Origin of the sequence: Phytobacter massiliensis JC163 (assembly GCF_000321045.1) — a bacterium.
Taxonomy (GTDB): Bacteria; Pseudomonadota; Gammaproteobacteria; order Enterobacterales; family Enterobacteriaceae; genus Phytobacter_A; species Phytobacter_A massiliensis.
The window spans coordinates 132,833-151,759 of the sequence record NZ_HE578945.1 but is presented as its reverse complement, the minus strand read 5'-3'; the positions used below and the strand labels follow the sequence as shown (position 1 = coordinate 151,759).

The 18,927-nt window shown below is 50.7% G+C and carries 17 protein-coding genes; 5 read left to right on the top strand and 12 right to left on the bottom strand.

Annotated features, from left to right (window positions below):
• Positions 1–492 precede the first annotated feature (492 nt).
• The 3 genes from ENTHG_RS00960 (at position 493) to ENTHG_RS00950 (ending at position 4,146) form a co-directional block, all read left to right on the top strand.
• The gene (locus tag ENTHG_RS00960; protein WP_044172473.1) at positions 493–2,010 is read left to right on the top strand and encodes an FGGY family carbohydrate kinase; all 1,518 of its coding nucleotides are present in this window, start codon (positions 493–495) and stop codon (positions 2,008–2,010) included.
• A gap of 47 nt (positions 2,011–2,057) precedes the next feature.
• On the top strand, positions 2,058–2,822 hold the full coding sequence (locus ENTHG_RS00955) for an SDR family oxidoreductase (protein WP_044172471.1): 765 nt from the start codon (positions 2,058–2,060) through the stop codon (positions 2,820–2,822).
• Positions 2,823–2,886: 64 nt separating this feature from the next.
• Positions 2,887–4,146 carry an MFS transporter gene (locus ENTHG_RS00950; RefSeq protein ID WP_044172469.1) on the top strand — a complete coding sequence of 420 codons (1,260 nt, stop codon included), beginning with the start codon at positions 2,887–2,889 and terminating at the stop codon, positions 4,144–4,146.
• A gap of 82 nt (positions 4,147–4,228) precedes the next feature.
• Here the strand turns inward: ENTHG_RS00950 and ENTHG_RS00945 are convergent, their stop codons facing one another.
• The 7 genes from ENTHG_RS00945 to ENTHG_RS00915 all read right to left on the bottom strand — a co-directional run bounded on the left by ENTHG_RS00945 (position 4,229) and on the right by ENTHG_RS00915 (position 12,655).
• A complete protein-coding gene (locus ENTHG_RS00945; protein ID WP_044172466.1) occupies positions 4,229–6,199 on the bottom strand; it encodes a tetratricopeptide repeat protein in 1,971 nt (656 codons plus the stop codon).
• A gap of 94 nt (positions 6,200–6,293) precedes the next feature.
• Positions 6,294–7,325: a fimbrial protein gene (locus tag ENTHG_RS00940; RefSeq protein ID WP_044172464.1), complete on the bottom strand. Its 1,032-nt coding sequence runs from the start codon at positions 7,323–7,325 to the stop codon at positions 6,294–6,296.
• A complete protein-coding gene (locus ENTHG_RS00935; protein WP_071825841.1) occupies positions 7,322–9,829 on the bottom strand; it encodes a fimbria/pilus outer membrane usher protein in 2,508 nt (835 codons plus the stop codon). Before ENTHG_RS00935 ends, ENTHG_RS00940 begins: the two co-directional genes overlap by 4 nt.
• A 66-nt stretch (positions 9,830–9,895) precedes the next feature.
• Positions 9,896–10,564 carry a fimbrial biogenesis chaperone gene (locus ENTHG_RS00930; protein ID WP_044172462.1) on the bottom strand — a complete coding sequence of 223 codons (669 nt, stop codon included), beginning with the start codon at positions 10,562–10,564 and terminating at the stop codon, positions 9,896–9,898.
• 43 nt (positions 10,565–10,607) lie between these two features.
• Positions 10,608–11,150, bottom strand: a complete 543-nt coding sequence (locus ENTHG_RS00925; protein WP_044172460.1) for a fimbrial protein — start codon at positions 11,148–11,150, stop codon at positions 10,608–10,610.
• Between the two features lie 53 nt (positions 11,151–11,203).
• The gene (locus tag ENTHG_RS00920; RefSeq protein ID WP_044172458.1) at positions 11,204–11,815 is read right to left on the bottom strand and encodes a LuxR C-terminal-related transcriptional regulator; all 612 of its coding nucleotides are present in this window, start codon (positions 11,813–11,815) and stop codon (positions 11,204–11,206) included.
• Positions 11,816–12,217: 402 nt separating this feature from the next.
• Positions 12,218–12,655: a winged helix-turn-helix transcriptional regulator gene (locus tag ENTHG_RS00915; RefSeq protein ID WP_237567436.1), complete on the bottom strand. Its 438-nt coding sequence runs from the start codon at positions 12,653–12,655 to the stop codon at positions 12,218–12,220.
• 101 nt (positions 12,656–12,756) lie between these two features.
• Between ENTHG_RS00915 and ENTHG_RS00910 the strand changes: the two genes are divergently transcribed.
• Positions 12,757–13,668 (top strand): NmrA/HSCARG family protein, encoded by a 912-nt coding sequence (locus ENTHG_RS00910; RefSeq protein WP_044172456.1) that lies wholly within the window; start codon positions 12,757–12,759, stop codon positions 13,666–13,668.
• Between the two features lie 101 nt (positions 13,669–13,769).
• Here ENTHG_RS00910 and vapC read toward each other — a convergent pair whose 3' ends face one another.
• The 4 genes from vapC to ENTHG_RS23670 all read right to left on the bottom strand — a co-directional run bounded on the left by vapC (position 13,770) and on the right by ENTHG_RS23670 (position 16,937).
• Complete coding sequence (gene vapC / locus ENTHG_RS00905; protein ID WP_044172454.1) at positions 13,770–14,174, bottom strand: type II toxin-antitoxin system tRNA(fMet)-specific endonuclease VapC; 405 nt, start codon at positions 14,172–14,174, stop codon at positions 13,770–13,772.
• On the bottom strand, positions 14,174–14,404 hold the full coding sequence (gene vapB / locus ENTHG_RS00900) for a type II toxin-antitoxin system VapB family antitoxin (RefSeq protein ID WP_044172453.1): 231 nt from the start codon (positions 14,402–14,404) through the stop codon (positions 14,174–14,176). Before vapB ends, vapC begins: the two co-directional genes overlap by 1 nt.
• A gap of 693 nt (positions 14,405–15,097) precedes the next feature.
• Positions 15,098–16,372, bottom strand: a complete 1,275-nt coding sequence (locus ENTHG_RS00895; protein WP_044172451.1) for a type II toxin-antitoxin system HipA family toxin — start codon at positions 16,370–16,372, stop codon at positions 15,098–15,100.
• Positions 16,373–16,385: 13 nt separating this feature from the next.
• Positions 16,386–16,937 carry a helix-turn-helix domain-containing protein gene (locus ENTHG_RS23670; RefSeq protein WP_127097544.1) on the bottom strand — a complete coding sequence of 184 codons (552 nt, stop codon included), beginning with the start codon at positions 16,935–16,937 and terminating at the stop codon, positions 16,386–16,388.
• A 329-nt stretch (positions 16,938–17,266) separates the two neighbouring features.
• Between ENTHG_RS23670 and ENTHG_RS00885 the strand changes: the two genes are divergently transcribed.
• A complete protein-coding gene (locus ENTHG_RS00885) occupies positions 17,267–18,439 on the top strand; it encodes a hypothetical protein (RefSeq protein WP_044172449.1) in 1,173 nt (390 codons plus the stop codon).
• Between the two features lie 77 nt (positions 18,440–18,516).
• On the opposite strand, the gene ENTHG_RS25560 is transcribed toward ENTHG_RS00885, so the two are convergent.
• Positions 18,517–18,687, bottom strand: a complete 171-nt coding sequence (locus ENTHG_RS25560) for a hypothetical protein (RefSeq protein WP_154657531.1) — start codon at positions 18,685–18,687, stop codon at positions 18,517–18,519.
• Between the last annotated feature and the right edge of the window lie 240 nt (positions 18,688–18,927).

The window sequence follows — 18,927 nt, the reverse complement described above, 5'->3', positions numbered from 1 at the left end:
ACGATTATTCACTAACAGATTCTCCTATTAAAGACAGTTAATAATAACAAACGAATCATTCACCAAACATATAGACAGTCGCCATTACTAGGAATATTTATGCGAATATGAATTAGAATTCATAATTATGACGAATAATATAAAATATTGACGAAAACAAACACAATAACTAACCAAATAATATTTTCAGGCAATCTCTTAACCTTGCTACCCCTGGAAAAAAGAAAATTAAAAGTACTTATAAATCATAAATTTAATTATAAATATAAGAAATTAAACCCCAAAAAATCAGGCATATAAGCCCTGCAACTTTGTGATACCTGGCACATTTAATGACATTTCACCTAGATCGATCAAGCCTAAATGCGTAATCTAAAAATAAATAATCAACATTGAATATATATTCAGATTAACCAAAAAGAGCCGCTTAAAAATAAAACAACAGACTTAATCGCAGGCGAAAGTATCGATTAATATGATTTGGAGAAGATCATGTCAGCAGAAAAAAACGTTATCATCGCGCTGGATGAAGGAACAACGAACGCCAAAGCAGTAGCCCTCGATGAGCAAGGAAACGTGCTCTGCAAGTTTTCCCAGGCACTCTCAATCCAGACGCCACGGGAGGGTTGGGTTGAGCAAAGCGGCGAAATGCTCGTTGAGGCCTCCGTGAAGGTGATTGCACAAGCCATAGAGTTTGTTGGTGCGCAGAGCGTCGCCGCGCTGGCTATCAGTAACCAGCGCGAGACAGCGATTGGCTGGTATCGAAGCAATGGCAAACCGCTAAGCGCCGCTATCACCTGGCAATGTTCACGAACAGCCGAATACTGCGACAACATTCGTAAAGACAAACAGGAAGAGGCGGTCAAATCGATCACTGGCTTGCCCGTCGCGCCGCTTTTTTCCGGCTCAAAAATGCGCTGGCTGATTGATTCCATTCCCAATGGCGCCTCGCTGGCAAACCGCGGTGAGATCTGTCTCGGCACGATCGATGCCTGGCTGCTGTGGAACTTTACCGCGGGCGAAGCCTTCTGCTGCGACTACTCCAACGCCTCAAGAACGCAGCTTCTGAATATCCATACGGGTAAATGGGACCCAGAGATGCTCGCCCTGTTTCAGATACCCGAACAAGCCTTGCCGCAGGTTAAACCATCGAGCGGTTTCTTTGGGGTGACTAAGGGGCTGCAAAACATACCGGATAACATTCCTGTGCTCGCCATGATCGGAGATTCTCATGCCGCGCTCTTTGGCCATGCGCTGGGTGAATTAGGATGCGTAAAAGCCACTTATGGCACGGGGTCATCGGTTATGGCTCCGGTTAAATCTGCCCAGTGCTCTATTCATTCTTTGGCTACGACCATCGCCTGGCATGACGGTGATGAAATAGTCTATGGCCTGGAAGGCAATATTCCCCATACTGGTGATGCCGTGGCCTGGATGGCCGACAGCACGGGGCTGAGCGAATTACCGGCGGCAGAGTTGTCGCATGAGCTCAGCACGTTACCCGCCTCTGTTGAATCCACGCTGGGGGTCTATTTTGTCCCCGCGCTTACCGGCCTTGGCGCGCCGTGGTGGGATGAGAACGCCCGTGGACTGATTTGCGGCTTAAGCCGGGGCGTAAAACGCGCACATCTGATTCGCGCCGCGCTTGAATCGGTCACTTATCAAATTGCTGATGTGGTCGTGGCGATGCGGCAACACTCCGATTTCACCCTTAACGCACTGATGGTTGACGGTGGCCCAACGAAAAACGACTGGCTGATGCAGTACCAGGCGGATTTGCTGGGCTGTCCGGTCATGCGCAGCGATATCGCTGAGCTATCGGCGATTGGCGCGGCGCTATTGGCCAAAAAAGCGCTGGATGGCTCTTCATCCGCCCAATTAAGGCCGCTACTTTCCCAACACACGCAGTTCCGACCCAATATGGAACGACACGGACGATTACAAAAACGCTGGCGCGAATGGCAAAACGCCGTTGAACGCACGCTTTGGAAATCTGGTCTCAATAAATAGTAAAAGGAAATAAACATGGACAATCAATTTAAAATAAAACAGTTGTTATTACTGGCGCAGCACGCGGAATTGGCGAAGGTATTGCAGTGCGTTTTGCCAAAGCGGGAGCGAACCTGGTCATTGCCGACTACTCTGACGAAATCACCCGTACCGCCGAGCGTCTGCAGGCTGAATATGGCGCGACTGTTGTGCCTTTTAAAGTGGATGTCACCAATGAAGCGCAGGTTAGCGAGCTTTATAAGCTTGCCTGGGACAAATTCTCCAGCATTGATATTTCCGTACAGAACGCGGGCATTATTACCATTGAACATTTCGATAAGATGAGCCGGAAAGAGTTTGATGATGTTATGCAGGTCAATACTACTGGCGTGTGGCTGTGCTGTCGTGAAGCCGCCAAATATATGGTGAAACAACAAAAAGGCTGCCTGATTAATACCTCTTCCGGTCAGGGTCGTAATGGCTTCATTTTTACACCGCACTATGCGGCCAGCAAAATGGGGGTTATTGGCATTACCCAAAGCCTGGCGCTGGAGCTGGCAAAATATAACATTACGGTTAACGCGTTCTGCCCCGGAATTATTGAAACGGAAATGTGGGATTATAACGACCGCGTTTGGGGAGAAATCCTCAGCACGCCGGAAAAAACCTATAAAAAAGGCGAACTGATGCAGGAGTGGGTTGACGGTATCCCCCTGAAAAGAGCGGGAACGCCTGATGATGTAGCCGGGCTGGTTGTCTTCCTTGCCTCGCAAGACGCCGCCTATATTACCGGGCAAACCATCAACGTCGACGGCGGCTTGATCATGTCCTGATGTGTTACAGAGGGATATTGCATCCCTCTGTCTCTTAATTCTATTGTACCTGGGGATTATCATTATGGCCTCTACAAATAAAGAGCCACGGACTATTCTTGGCTTGCGCACGGACTTAGTCTGGGGACTTGTCGGTGTATTGCTTTTTATCGTTGGCGACGGTGTAGAACAGGCGTGGATTTCGCCCTATCTGATTGAGCGCGGAATGACAATGCCACAAAGCGCTACGTTAATTTCTATTTATGGAATTGCCGTCGCGTTGGGGGCCTGGTTTTCCGGCGTATTTGCCGAGGCATGGGGGCCGCGTGTCACTATGTTAATCGGCGCAGGCGCATGGATATTAGGGCAGGTTTTATTTCTGCTCATTGCGCTCCCCACGATGAGTTTTGCGATTTTAATTCCGACCTATTGCATTCGCGGATTTGGCTACCCGCTGTTTTGCTATTCATTCCTGGTCTGGGTAACCTATAAAAACCCACAAAAAACGCTTGGCGCGGCGGTTGGCTGGTTTTATCTGGCGTTTACCGGCGGGTTATATATTGTGGCGAACTCTTACGCCTCGCTGATGATCCCTGTTATCGGGCATGTTGGCGTGCTCTGGAGCGCGATTGGCTGGGTTGTGCTTGGAACGATGATCGTTCTGTTTTTTGTCAAAGGCGCCCTGCGTGAGAAAGCCCCTTTTAAAGAACAAATTAAAATACTGCTCAGCGGCATTACTATTATGAAGGATAATCCCCGGATTGGTATTGGTGGCGTTGTCCGTATGATTAACGGTATTTCGCAGTTCGGCTTACCTGTCTTTTACCCGGTATTTTTACGCCAGTTCGGCTTTTCGACAGAACAGTGGCTGGGGATTTGGGCCGTCGCATTCGGCGTCAATATCCTTTTCAACCTGATTTGGGGTGTGGTAGGGGATAAAATTGGCTGGCGAAGAACCATCCAGATTTTCGGTGGGTTTGGTTGCGGCTGCACGATGCTGTTGATGGCGTTCGCTCCGGCCTGGTTTACGGGTGACTTCCTGATGATGTCCGTTGTCTCTGGCATCTATGGCGCTTTCCTGGCAGGCTTCTGCCCCATTTCCGCGCTGGTACCGTCCCTTGAACCCACCCGTAAAGGGGCGACCATGTCCGTATTAAGCCTTGGCGCAGGTTTAGCCAGCTTTGTCGGCCCGGCAATTGTTGCTCTCTCGTTTGTCTCAATCGGCGCACACGGCGTGCTGTACATCTTCTCTATCCTCTATTTCATTAGTATTCCTCTGACAGGGTTCCTGCGGGAAAAAACGGAAGAGAATAAAGAGAAGCTTCATGAAATCGGCAATGTTTGACGCACAAGCCTGAAAAGACGTTAAACGCTGCGCAACATGACAAAAATCCGGGGTTGGCTCCCCGGATTTTTATTTTACCCTTTTACTTTTCCGCCACCCGCGTCAGCCAGTCCTGATATGCCGTGGACGTGTCTGCTGGCAGATTTCGCCGATGGGCGTCAAACTCCGCCTGCATGGCGAAAATTTTCCAGACCAGCGGGGCCAGACGGGCCGTCGGGCTACCCGCATCAACATCACGCAGCAGTTGCAGCGTACGCGCCTGGTATTCCGCCAGCACTTCCGACTGGTAATCAAACGCCTTCCCGAGGCCCGACAGATACATCAGCTTCGGCACCTCAACCGTTGGCCAGTGCCGCGCCATGGTAAGCGGCCAGTCGAGCATCGCCCGCTCGCCCCACATTGCGGAACGGGGAATCTGCTCATTCGCCACCAGCGTCAGCATAAACGTCTGACCCAGCTCGCTGAGGTAGACATCCATCGCCTCTGCCGAGGGCCGCACATAGAAATCATCCAGCGCAATGGCGTGCAGTGCGCCGGTTTGCGCCAGCAGGCGCTGCTCAAGTTGCAGCACCAGCGCGCCCAGTTCCCCCTGCGCTACCGAGCCGCTCTCGGATGCGCATTTAACCCGCCGGGCGCAATCCCAGAGATGAAGCGTCAGCTGCCACTGGCGCGCCTCCCCTTCCCCGCGGCTTCCCAGTTCGCCGGTGACAAAATAGCGCATTTCCGGCGGCACAAGATCGAAAAGCGCATTGCCATCCATCGCCTGACCGGAAAGTACCGGCCCCACGCCTGCGGCAACCTGGATATAGCAACGAGCGGCGTAATCGCTCCAGTAGTGGGCCGCTTCGGCAAGGTAGAGCGGGATCGCGCGGCTAAGACGCCCGACATCATCCTCACGCTGGGATTCGGCAGGCCTTGTATTATCGGCAATGCTGCCAAGGGCGAAGAACCCCACCGTCGCTGCGTCTGCAGGCTTCTGCTTAAAGAGCCAGTCAGCTTTGCACAGGCCGTACTGCCAGATCGGCTGCGAGAAGGCCAGCGTATGGATCTGCACGTCGGCAGGGTCGACAGGGGTGCCCTGCGCGTTTTGCGCGCGCATCTTCTGAAAAGCCTGGGCAGACTCGTCCAGATACTGCCTGAGCGGCGGATAGTCCAGCGCGTACAGCCGGTTCAGCAGCTTTTCACCCTCATCCGGGTTGCCAAGCTCCTGCCAGGCCCGCAGGAGGTTAATACCGGCCATCGGATCGTGGCGATGCTCGTCGTAGACCGGCGCGATCAGTTCAACAAGCAGGGGCACCTCGCCATTGCGCCCAAGATCGCCCGAGATCATCGTCAACGCACGGCTGTCGTAGCTACCCCCTGACAGCACTTCTTCATACAGCGCGCGGGCGGCGGGCACATTCTGCTGTTCCAGATAATGGCGCGCCAGCCACAGCTGCGCACGCCAGGAGCCAGGCAGCGCCGCAACGGTACGCAGCCCCGCGAGATAGCCCTCTTCCCCTTCCCGCTCCTGCTTGAGGGCGGTCCACCAGAGCAGCCCATTATCCAGATTCGGGTCGGCTTCGATCGCCTGCCAGAGCAGCGAATCGGCGTGGGCATCGTCGCCGCGCTCGGCAAACACTTTCGCCAGATTGGTCAGCAAAATGCCGGTGGCGCCTACTTTAGCGATCCCCTCCCGCAGGGTGCTCTCCGCTTCGGCCAGCCGGTTATTTTTCATCAGGACAATGCCCTGGACGGTGTGGCTACGCTCGGGATCTTCATCAATGTCCACCAGACGCGCGGCGGCGGGCATAAGGTCTGCGGCAAAGCCATCATTCAGGCCACCCAGAATGGCATCATACAGTTCGCCTGCGTCATCCCACTTTTGCGCAAGGCCCGGCAGAAAGACCTTTTCGCGCCAGTCGCTGCGGGCGATATGCATCTCCTGCCCGCTGGCGTCATAAGCGACAATCATCTCTTCCTGCGCCTCGGGGGTAGGTTCAACGGGGGGCGTTTGCGCCCCGGAGGCGGGTTTATTTTTACCGCCAAAGGCGGAGAGAAGTCGTTTAAACATGCTGGCAGCCAGAGTAATGAGTGTGCTCAAAGGTTGGCATAAATTCGGCTCCCGGTCTAATAAATGCTGAAAAATCAACCTATCGCGTTTCTTCTCAGCGGAACGTGATAGTGATTGTCGCCGTGGCCTCATAGTCCCCTGACGTCGGGTTAGTGCTGGTCCAGATAAAAGCGGCATAGTAATTGCGCTGCAGATAATCGCCGCTGACCAGGCCGAACGTTTCGGGGCTGTTAAGGGAAATACGCGGCGTCATGGAGCTGTCCGGGGAAAGAATAAAGCCAAAGCCGCTTTGCATTTCAGGCATGATGATGCTGCCGTCTTGCACATAATTGTATGAGCTCACCGTCATCTGCAGCGTTTCGCCATCGCAGCTTTTACCGCCCGCCTCGGGCTGTAGCTCGACCTGAACCGAAAAAGGCTTCACTTTTTCAACATGGCCCGGTTGCGCCCAGCGTCGGTTAATGACGCCGAAATCCAGGATCTCCGGAACAAGCCTCACTTTTGGCGTACAGGCCATAAAGGTCAGCTTGTCGAGGCCGGAAAGGTAAAGGTTGAAGTTGCCGTCTGTCCCGCCGGAGCCGGCCCGTAGCCCCTTTTCACCATCAACCTGAAAAAGAGAGAGGCGCAGGTTACCTAATACTTTGCCATCGCTGGCGGGCTTGAGGCCGGTGGTCTTGATATAGATCTGGTAGGTTAGCGTAAAAGTACGCGACGCCGCCGGGCTCAGGCAGCCTCCCTTGCCGTCAGAGCGGCATACCGTTGCCGGGCCTATTTCAACCTTAGTCCCGTTGACAAGCTTATAATCCACATTGAGATAGGTGATCCCTATCTCCAGCGAGTTATGCAGCGCGCTAAGGCTGTTTTTAGGGTCCAGCCACAGATAGGCGCTTTCGCCCCGTGGGTAATTATCCGTATCCGTACAGGTAAAGGTGGCCGTTATTGGCGCGGAGACCCATATTTTTTTATTTACGCCAAAATCCCCCATCGAGGCCTTCAGGACGCTGTCCAGCGCCACATATTCACTTACCGCCTGCGACGCCTTACAGGTCAGCGCCAGGGCGGGAGCCGAATAGCTTAGCACCAGCATCCAGGTAAGCGTCAGCGCAGCTATCAATCCGTTTTTCATCTCGCTTCCCTCATCTCGCAAACCGCGCTAAGTACGCTATAACCGCGCTGTTGTGGCGCCGCACCCGACTGCGGCGGGACAGATATCGTGCAGCTGTCGCCACTGTTTTGCCCCCATCTCACGGCAAGGCTATCGCCACGCCTGACGCCGGACACGTACAGCTCGCCATCCGGCCCGACAACGCCGTTGCTGCGGCCGTCAGGGGCATAAACGGTTGCGCCCGGCGGCGGATAACTACCATTGGGCAACGTGCTGTGAATAAGGAAATTTTCCCCGGAGAACGTTTCAAACTTCACGCGGGTAATCGCGCCGTATGTCGGCACCGTGGTCTGGGTGGCAACCGGAATATCCAGGCCGTCCGGGAAGTCGGCGGTATTAAGAGAGAGTTCGTTAACCCGATAAGGAATAACGTAAGGAACAACCGCATACCCTGACGAGTTAATCTTCGCCCCCTGCTGATTATCGATCCTGACGCCTTTCGCATCAGCCGCCTGGGCCAGAGAGAACGTGCTCCCCAGCGGGGGCGCGAGCGTCAGGCCGCCGCGATGCGCCACAATAGCGCCATTGGCGTTGATACTGGTCTGGCGCATATCAGACGATGCGGAATAGCCCGCAAAGAAATGCCCCATCTGCGAGGCATAACCCAGACTCGCGCTCTGCGCCGCCCCCGTATCTTTGCCGTAGTTGCTCTGCACCGTATAGCTCAGCTTGTTATCTTCCATAAGCGAGCCGCTTAAACCCAGTGAGGAAGAGGAGGTGCCTGACCTGCCTGAATGCATGTCCAGCGTCGCCGTCGCGCTCTGTTTACCCAGCGACAGGGGCAGAGAAAAGCGGATGTTGACGCTATCGTCATGGGCGTAGTAGTTGCTGCGGGTATGCTGGTAAAAAAGGCTGTAGCTCACCCGACCGATACGCGAGGTAAAACCAGACTGAATGGCGGTATCGGTATTAGGGTTTTGCCAGTAGCTCTGTCGATTATACGACAGCCAGGCCTGGCCGAGTTCCCCCAGTTGCTGGTTCGCTGTCACCGTCACGCGCTCTTTTTTGGTATAGAAATACGAGGTGTAACTGACCTGCGGATCGCTGGCGAAGCCCGCAACGCTGGACTGACTCTCGTCATCCCAGTAATACTGCCGGTAACGGCCATCATCCCAGCGACGGCGTTCCATTACCGCTTCTGAAAAATCATAAAAGCCTGACGACGAGTAACGGTAACCGGCAAGCTGCAGACGAGTACCCGTGCTGAGAAAAGATTTCGCATACAGAAACCTCGCGCTCCCCCCGCGTTTGGTGCTTCCCGCTGCGAGGTGGGTGTCAGAGGCAGACAAATCCATCTGCAACGCGCCCGCCTGGCCAAAATTATGCCCAGCCCCGACAGCAAGGCTGCGATAATGCTCCGCCGCGAGTACGCCTCCGCTCAGGGTAACCGTGTCCGTAAGCCCCCAGGCAAGCTGTCCCTGGGCAAACGAGGGTGAATACCCCTCTACGCCGTCATGATACCGGCCAGCCACCGCTTCATAATTCCAGAGATTTTTACGAACCATTCCCGGTAACGTGGTAAAGGGAACAACGGTATTCTGCTGGCGGCCATCGGCCTCGATAACGGTGACAAACAGATCGCCGCTCTGGCTAACGGGAACGATATCCTTGAACTCAAACGGGCCGGCGGGGACGTTAGTGGCATAGATCAGATATTTGTTTTGTCTGATTTCAACGCGGGCGTTAGTGGTGGCGACCCCGCGTATGGTGGGCGCATAGCGAGACTGGCTTTCAGCACGCATCATATCTTCGGAAGAGAGCTGCGCGCCGCGAAAAGGGATACTCGAAAACAGCATGTTATGGGTACTGGCCTGACCCAGAACAAAGCGGCTCGCAAAAGGCGGGATATCCGTCTCAATCCAGGTGGCGGAATTTTGCCAGTGCGGCGACGTTGCGTCCTGTTTGCTCACCGACACGGTATTGCGCAGCCGCCACGCACCGTAATTTAACCCGGAGCGTAGGTTCATAAAGGCGTACTGATCCTGCTGGCCATTGAGCCGGGTATTGCTGGCCGCAAGGTTGTAGTTAACAAACCCTGCCGTGATCCCATTATCAAGTTGAGTCGCCGGAACCGCATCCCGCGGCAGCGTGTTCAGGGACTTCTGCGGCACGTGCAGCTGTAGATTATGTTCAGTGATATTAAACGCGGCAGACGCTCCGGGAATCGCCTCCGCTAAGGGAAAACAGGTGTCGCTCCTGCCGCGCTCGATACTCACCGCCCAGCTGCGCAGTACATCTGCTGAGAGGCAGGGCCGTAGCGCGCCAGCGCTATCATCCCGGTTGAAAGTAACCTGCCGCTGTTCGATATAGCGTCCGTTGAGGTAGATATCCACCGGATAGATGCCCGGCACGATGCCCGAAGCGGGGTCGATAAGGGACAACATTTTTTCCCGGTCCCCTACTTTAAGAAAGGCTGAATTAAATTCAGTGCTGCCGTAACTTTCATCCAAAAAAAAGAGAGTCATCATTGCGGCCGCGATTTTTATTCCTGTGTGACGCATAATGCACTTCCCTGACATTTCGCTCACTGGTTACTGACTAAAATCAGAATCGATCACGCCACCATAGTCATTGATATAGGAAAATTTTTGCAGCGTTGCGCCTGCGGGCAGGGCAATGAATTCCCTGGTAAAGGGAAGCAGCATGGTCGGCGTGATTTTCCTGAGTTTCCCCTGATTGTCTTTCATCGTTATAGCGGAAAAGGTGATATGCAGCGGTCCCGGGTTAATAATATTTACCCCGCCCTTGACATACTCTGTTCTGATTTTGGCGACCGCCTCCTCCAGCGAGATATTCAGGGAGGCGGGGCGGTAAAAAAGCTTCATGCGGGTACGAATAGCCAGCTGCATAACATTCGGTTGCGTTGCCCTGGGCGGTATTTCCTGTACGTTAACCCACAGCATACTTTCTCTGTCCAGCGGCAAACCGTGCCCGGAATAAATAAATCTCAGGGTAGCTGCCTGGTTCGGCTGTAATTTTAGTAACGGTGGCGTGACAATCATTAATGACGATTTGTCTTCGCCTTTTTTTTCCCCATCCAACCAGCTTTGTACCAGATAAGGTTTGGCAGAAGCGTTACGGATAACCAGCGCCGCTGATTTAACGTCACTGGGATAAATAACCCGGGAGCTTTCAATTTGTACCGCGGCGCGGGCGCTGAATGTCGCAAGCGTCAGCAGGAAAATAATGAATCCTTTCATAAGCACATCCATTTAGAGGCAGGCCATATCGGCCTGCGTATATTCAGTGCTGAACGACGGTAAAGGTCGCGGTAGCATCCGCTGTACCGGTGCTCAGGATCTCCGGGTTATAAGCGAAATAGCGGGCTTTCAGATAGAAGGTGCCGGAGGTGGTTTCACCGTCAGGCGCGTCAATCGTCATGCTGGCCCCTTCATTTGGAGTGAGTCCCTGGTTGAGAACGACTTCATTTCCTTGAATGTCATGGATCTGAATACCGACGCCTTTTGCCTGGCTGTCCGGATCCAGCATCAGCACATCGGGATGCCCTTCTGCACTCACGCCGTCAAGTACCAGGTAATACGTCCCTTTTTTACAGTTTTGCAGGGTAATGGCAAAACCTACTTCCGGTCCATTAGGGTTAGTTTGCAGCGTTTTCATTGGCACCGATCCCATATGAACGGTGATTTCAGAATTCTCAGCGCCCATCACCTGACAGGATGAGTCGCCAATAGAGCCTTTAAATTTGAGGGTGCCGTCAGCTGCCAGTGCGGGTAATGCGGCAAATGTCAGCGTGGCTGCAGCAATTAACGGGATAAACTTTTTCATGAACAGCTCCTTCTGTTGTGTCTGTAAATAATATCTGTGTGGGCGAATAAATTTTATTCAGCTACCGAAAGAATATTAAATAATCCTGCCAGGGTATTGACGTTAAGCTTGGAGTAAATATGTCGTCGGTGCAGGCTTACCGTCTTCTGGCTGATGTTAATCTTGCGCGAAATTTCTTTATTACGCTCGCCGGAGACAATATAAGGAAAGATGGCCATCTCCCGATGCGTAAGGTTCGCCTTTTTTTTGATCTCCGCCCAGTGACGGTTAACTACCGAACGCGTCACCAGCAATCCGCAGACAATGAGGCTAAGGCACTGACGGAGTTTTGCCATACATCCTCTTTTTTCCATAAAATAGTCTGCCACGGCGTCAATCAATATATTCTCTATCGGATCCTGATTGAGACAGAGATCCGAAATGACAATAATGTTCAGGTTGCAGTTCGTTTGTTTCTTTTCCAGCAAAGAGAACATAAAGGGACTATCAGAGGATGTATAATCGACAATGACGCTAACGGGTTTTTCTGTGATTAAGTCATCCGCTGACTGTTTTTTAGCCGTATTCATATCAAATGCGGCGATTTCTTTATCCGGGCATAGCTCTGCTGCCAGCTGCAATATGCCATAACGGAAATAAAAATTATCAGAAATACAAACTATCATAGTCCCTGTCCTTGAACTGCCCTGGACTTTACTGAAGAGTAATTATTGCCCGGGTCTGCATGTTTCAAAGTATGACTATTGAAGACGATGCCGGAACAACTTTTTCTCTCACAAACATAATGCGTGTGGGCGGAAGAAGATGCAATTAAGAAGTCAGGTGGTGATGATAAGAAAATTCTTATCGAATATAGGGCAAAAAATGCTTACTTTCTATTAAATTTAAATAAAACATTAAACATCAACTAGTTAATGACCTCTGAATTATATAGACAACTACGCTCGCAAATTAAAAATACTGGACAGTGATAAACGAAACATAATTAATATGAATGATTCATTGCTAATCATAGATAGAAGACCTCTCAGGCAGGATATTGCGCACTGTTTTATCCTGCTTTAACGCTACTGTTCCTGGTTTGAGGCGTCAAAAGCGCGTCGGGAAGCCTCGATATCTTGCCAGGTATCGCGTATCCAGTCAGTGAAACCCGCCAGCGGTTTCAGCATTGAGCGACCGCGCGGTGTTAGTTCATATTCCACCCGTGGGGGAAGCTCGGTGTAATAGTGCCTGGCGACAAGGCCATCTCTCTCCAGATTACGCAAGGTCAGCGTCAGCATCCGCTGAGAGATATCGGGGATGCCCCGCCGTATCGCGCCGAATCGCATGGGCATATCGGGCGAAAGCGACAGGAGCGAAATTACCAGTATGGTCCACTTATCGCCAAGCCGGGCGAGCACGCTGCCCGGGGCACAGGGGGTAAGCACAGGCCCTTTTGCGGTTTGTATAACAGGCCGCCCGTTGACCTCATCAGGCATAGCTGTCTTCTCAGAACTGCTCTCCATTCGTTACCTCTTTGTAACCAGCAACCAAAAATGTGCCGTCTTGTACTCTTTGCAGGATAGTTCAGGATAGGAACTCACGACGGTTACTATAGGGGACTATCATGGCAGGCGTAGCGGAATTTTTGGTTTTCGGGGTGACAGGTCAGCAAGGTGGAGCCGTTGCGCGGGCGCTGCTGGCAGAAGGGCGGAAGGTGCGCGGTTTCGTCCGCGATCCGCACAGTGATAAAGCCATAGCGCTGGCAGAAGAAGGCGTCGAACTGGCCACAGGCGATCTCTTCGATCGCCCGTCAATAGAAAGGGCCATGGCTGGCATAAAAGGCGTGTTCAGCGTCCAGACCAGTTCGCCTTCCGGGCGGGTTTCAGATGAGCAGGAGGTGAGTCAGGGCAAGGCCATCGCCGACAGCGCTGCGGCGACTGGCGTAAAGCACCTTGTCTACTCTTCCGGTGGCGCAGCGGGAAAAGGCCATACCGGAATGGGCCATTTCGACAGCAAGTCGCAGATAGAGGCCTACATCCGCAGCCTGCCTGTTCCGGCCACCATCACGCGTCCGGCAAGTTTTATGGAAATGATGATGTTGCCGGGTATGGGGTTAAATACCGGTAACTTTACGTTCTTTATGCGCCCGCAGCAGGCAATGCAGATGATCGCCCTGCATGACCTGGGCCGCATTAACGCGCAGATTCTTTGCCATCCTGAACTCTATGCCGGTAAGACGTTAGAGATATCGGGGCAGTCCATTACCGGGGACGATCTTCAACGCGAGTTTTCGCAGGCGGCAGGTCGCGTCATCCGCTATCAGCGCTTTTCAGACGACTTGCTGGCCTCTAATGATTTTCTGCGAAAATTAACCGAACTCGTTGATAACGGTGTGGTGGCAGGAAGCGCTGATATTCCCGCCCTGGAGCGCGAATTTGGTCCGATGCTAACCCTGGCGCAGTGGCTCTCCGGCCCGGGTAAAGCGCTTTTTGAGAACACCCTGAACGCGCCAGAGACCGGTATCGCATTACGGTGAACAGGTACTAAAAAGCCCGCGGTTAAGCGGGCTTAGGGCATACTGCTTTTATATGCAGGCTGTTGAATTATTCCCCGGATATTGTTTATGAACTAAATGGCTTAGCTGATACGCCAGTCTTCCAGCCGTAAGCCATTAATACGTTCGAACTCACGGGTATTGTTCGTCACCAGAATTAAACCCAGTGCGCGGGCGTGGGCCGCAATCATGCTGTCATACGGGCCAACGGGCGTGCCTGCTTTTGCCAGTTCTGCCCGGATTTGCCCCGTCTGTACCGCCGCGTCGATACCATAATTCAGCACCTCCAGCCGGGCGATGAATCCTTCGACCACGCGCAGGTTTTTCTCCGGGCTGGCGGACTTTTCCGCGCCGTAAATCAACTCCATCAGCGTAACTGAACTGATACACATCCGCTCGTAGTGCTGGTTAAACGCCTCCCGGACTGCCTGAGGTTTATTTTTGATCGTATAAATACAAATATTGGTATCCAGCATATATTTGAGCATCAGAACCCTTCCCTATCCTGGCCACCGGGCTGCTCACGGGCGGCCATAAAGTCAGACGTCACGCTCTCACCATCAAACCAGCTGTCCCAGCTTTCGCCTGCGGGCGTAATAATGCGCGTTCGCCCTACCGCAACGATATCCACGTGTTTGACATCCTCCGGTAAAGCCACCGCTTTTGGCAGACGCACCGCCTGGCTACGGTTGCTTTTGAATACGGTTGTCTTTTCCATTCTCACCTCCGATGGTGAAATTTTGTACACATTGTCAGCATAAGGTAATTATGGGATATGTCAATGGGATATACATGAGAAGGAAATACCGTGGCACTACTTCCACAGGCAGAGTTCTATCGACGCAGGAGAGCGGCCTGCTTCATCCATCTCGTGGTATCTGCAAGGGAGGCACGCTTTATAGAGCTGACGGTAAAATTTGCGAGAGTTTCCGCGTTTCTGATCGGAGCTTGACCGTCAGAAACTGTGCGCCACATAGAAAATTCATGAATACACATAAAAAAACCCTCTGTAAAACAGAGGGTTGATTGCATCTTTACCCGTTCATGAAAACGCAGGAAGGGTTATCGGCTTATTCCCACTCAATTATATTCAACACAAAAAAGTTATTTTAAATCAGATAAATATAGGGATTTAATATCATCATACCATAACTTATACCATATTTTGATAGTTGTTTCTGATTATTGGTGTCAGCAGAGACGTTACAAGTAGTTAGTCGTTGCAGTCTGTCTCATTCGACGCAAAATTTTGCGGCCATTAAGCTCAATGCAGGCAAACACACCTCTACTACACATGATATATGATCTGTCGTGAGTCATAAAAAGCGGCTGTAGATCCTTGATGTAGAAACTGCAATCTAACGATAGCCGGATAGTGCCGAAACTGAATATAGCTGCAGAAATTCGGTCATTATAGACTCAATGCTTCCTTCACCTGCGGGCTTTCAAAGGCTGGTGCAAGCGCCTTGATGTCTTTCGACGTCATTCCCAACTCGTAGGCAAGAGGGCGCCATTTATCTATAATAATTTCCGCCATTACCCTGAGAGCCTCGCGAGCTTCATCTGTGTTGATGTTGAAGAGCTGCGCCGCGTCCAACACCTCCAAAATTTTGAGTTCGTTTCCATGGATCTCGCTTATCGCGGTCTTTAGGGTGCCACCAATTGACGGGTCGGGATTAATATCATAGGCGGGAGAAAGAGCCCAGCGATTGACCGTTCGTATGAAACCGTGATTACGCAGATGGTCGTCTGTATTCTGAATCAGCACAGAATAAGCCATTCGTGTCCAAAGTTCGACCAAATCATCACCTGCACCATGTATAAGCATCTGCTCTGCTAGAGAGACATAGTTTGATGGCTCAGTCCCCGCTAAGCCCATAAAAGTCTGAGCCGTGATAAAATGAATACGACGAGGGTTTTTAGGATCTTCATAAGACCGATCAAAACGCTTAATTAAGGCCACAGGAAATTGGCCAGCTACGACAAGTAGCTTGGCTTCAGAAACCGTCATTCCTATTTCCCCTGCGAGACGAAGCGTAAGTACTTCTGCACGAGCCATATCGTATTCATCGCCCATCTTAGGCAACTTCGCTATCCAGATAGTCTGGTCATCTTCACGAACATTTACTTTTGGTCGCGCTCCACCTAATGAACCTGCAGCATCAAGCAGTATTTGTCCGGCAAGCAACTTTGCACGGTTTTCACGATAATGAGCCGGATCTGCTTCTAAAGCGCGAGCCTCATGAATCATAGTCTCAAGTTCAATGAGCCGTGGTATGGAATAGGCTCTTTCTCCAATCCGAGGTTGAGCTAGAGGAAGCGCATCTGGCGTATCGCTCTCATAAAAGCGAAGTGCCCCCGAACGTAAGAAATCATCGACCCCAATTAGGTACTCGAAATCATTCATTACACGACCGCCATTCGCTGCACGCATAATAGCGCGGCCCCAGGAATCAGGGGTGCTATCGGCGATCGGCATCACAAGAGGAGATGAATTTCCTTGTAGGCTGGCCGACGCGACTATCTGGCTGCGCGGCATGAAAGGAGAGAGGTCATAGCCCTCAGGATTATCGATCCAATTCTGCGCATAGGTGAACACGGAGCTCTGTCGCATTCCGTCTACATTGAAATCCAACTGTCCGACCAGATCTTGATCATCCATCCAGACATAAAGTCTTTGCTTCATATAAATTCTCTAATTACGAGCCCGAAGAGTCTCGCGTAGCTTTTAAGCGAGAGAGCAGCGATGATGTATGTCCTGACGGGCTGACTACTAACGTCCCCTGATTGCCCTGTGCCTTTGCTTCAACACCAGATTTTGTCGATTTGTTAACAGTCGCTGTACCTACCGCTCGTTGCATCGTCTTGGCCCTGGACCGGATCACAACATTCGTCTTAGTATCTTTACGGAGCGGCTTTGCACCTTGCATAACATTTTCACGTAGCATAGACAGTCCGATGTCATCATTGCGCATGTCGATCAAATTACTCAAGAGGTCAAGTTTTCCAAGAATGGTGAGCACCATCGCAAGCGTGTTGAGTGAAATACCGGCACCACCACCACTCTCAAGTCTATGCAAAGTAGAGCGCGAAATTCCTGCGGATTTTGCAAACGTATCAGCAGGGATTCCTCTTACTCTACGTGCGAATTCGATGTCTTTGCCCAATTTGACCAAAGCTGCTTCGGTTGAAGGGCGTACAACCGAGCCTTTTGTCCGACGAAGCTTACTCATGTTTTTTTCTTCCGGCATACTAACCTCACTCAGTTGCGTCTCATCTGTGATACAAATAACTATAACATTGAATGAGTAACCCTTGCAAAATAGGGCTAATCTGCTTTTCATCCGTCTCACTTGTGAGTCTGTGGCCATCATACTGCCGTACCAAACTGAAAACATTCATGAATATGTCGAGTCAAATTCTAGTCGAGAGAAACTCATTGTGAGTAATTGTTATATCAACTCCGTAGGGGTATACTATCCTGTTGAATCGATGAGGTTTAAACGTATCTGTGATGCAGCAACAAACTGCTCCAGTTACTATTCCACTTTTAGCGATAAAGTTTGAGGACTAAACCCTAGTGAGAATTCGTTACTTCGTCCCATTCAAACGCAAAATCATCATTGATGATCATTGGGAAATCCCAATGCAAGGCGGGAAGCTCCGCATCATTGAAGAGAGTGGTTACGCCAAAGCTATTGAACTTACTTTCGAAAAGCAGCCTCTGGAATATGCACCGAACTTTCAGAAACGAGCCACTTATGAGGCTATGACAACGATAACCGGGCACGATGAACTTATAGCATTCGTGAAACGTCAACTCGATAACGCAGCCATATTTCTCGAATGTTTTCATGACATTGAACTCATGACAGAGGAAATTGAGGCCAAATATGAAGGAGAAACCCCGGAAGAAGAAACGCGACTATCCATAAAGAGTATATCAATGGGCAGACATGATTCTGCATTGCCTCTCAGTTTCGATATGTTTACGCGGGCGCTTATGGCTGCTGAGAAATATGATGGGCCGAGATTTGAAGTTGCCTTTGTAAAAAGCGCTCGCAAGATGCTTGAAAATCAGGAATTCATAAATTCCTTCCGCTACTCATTCCTGTTGATCGAGTCACTGTATGGGAATGGTCAATTTAAAACACCAAGCTTGCAAGCTGCGCTAAAATCAAACCAAGAATTTCGTAATATTGTTGAGCTTGCCATCAAAGATATGATTCCAGCAAAGAATGATCGGAATTCGGATACGGCAAAGCTCATTTCGACGAAACCAAATGCAGATGACATTATTAATCATTTAGTCGAAAAGCGAGGTTTCTATTTTCACGGAAACATCAAACGGAAGGACGCCTGGAACCCCGATGAACAAGACTCGGCAGAATCTCTGGCGCTTCTCGCAATAGGTATTATCACAAAAATTACTATGAAGGCGGCGGAGCCAATGTTCGTTGCAGAACTAGAGAAACGCCACTTTGAAGACGCAATGCAAGTAGGAGCCAAAATCGTGTTTGAAATAAAATTCAGATTCCGTGAACCCGAAGAAAATTTCGATAGGCAACATCAAGTCAACATAACTATGCCAGGAACCAAAGTCACCCCTCGTACAGCTTTCGCTGTCGCTCAGCATTTTCTACATGTATTCCAGCATAATCAGCCTATATCGGCTTTATGTGAAGCTGAATGCAAAATACAGGAAACCGGGGAAAAGGTATTTAACCTCACATTTCATTGCAAAGAAGAGTGAACTGAAAAGTCTGCGCTAAAAATATAACCACGGAAGCTATAAATAACATTATATCAAAAAACTACACAAATTTTTCTTCAGAAAATGACATCAGTTTTTTCCGCATCGCTTGCATTCAACCTGCCAAAAAATGCCATTAATGATGAATTAACCATTAATGGCATGATTTTATCAAAAATCAGGTTGTTATGAAAAACCTCATTCCCAACTGACCAAGAAAGCCATTGCAAAACAATAAGTTTATACATAGAGTGATCTTGCTACCATGAAAAATGCCATGCACAATAAAAACGTTCAAGAAGTCGAATTAGCCTCTCTCATGGCAATGGTTGCCGATAGCTGCCTCTCCAGGATGACCAACTAATCCGCATTACCATCACGAACAACCTCAGATAGAAGCTCCGTCGCATAAGACGACTCGGCCTGAAAAAGCCTTTCCCTGACTAGAGTCTTTAACTAATCTCCCATAGTTGTAGATGTCCTCAAAC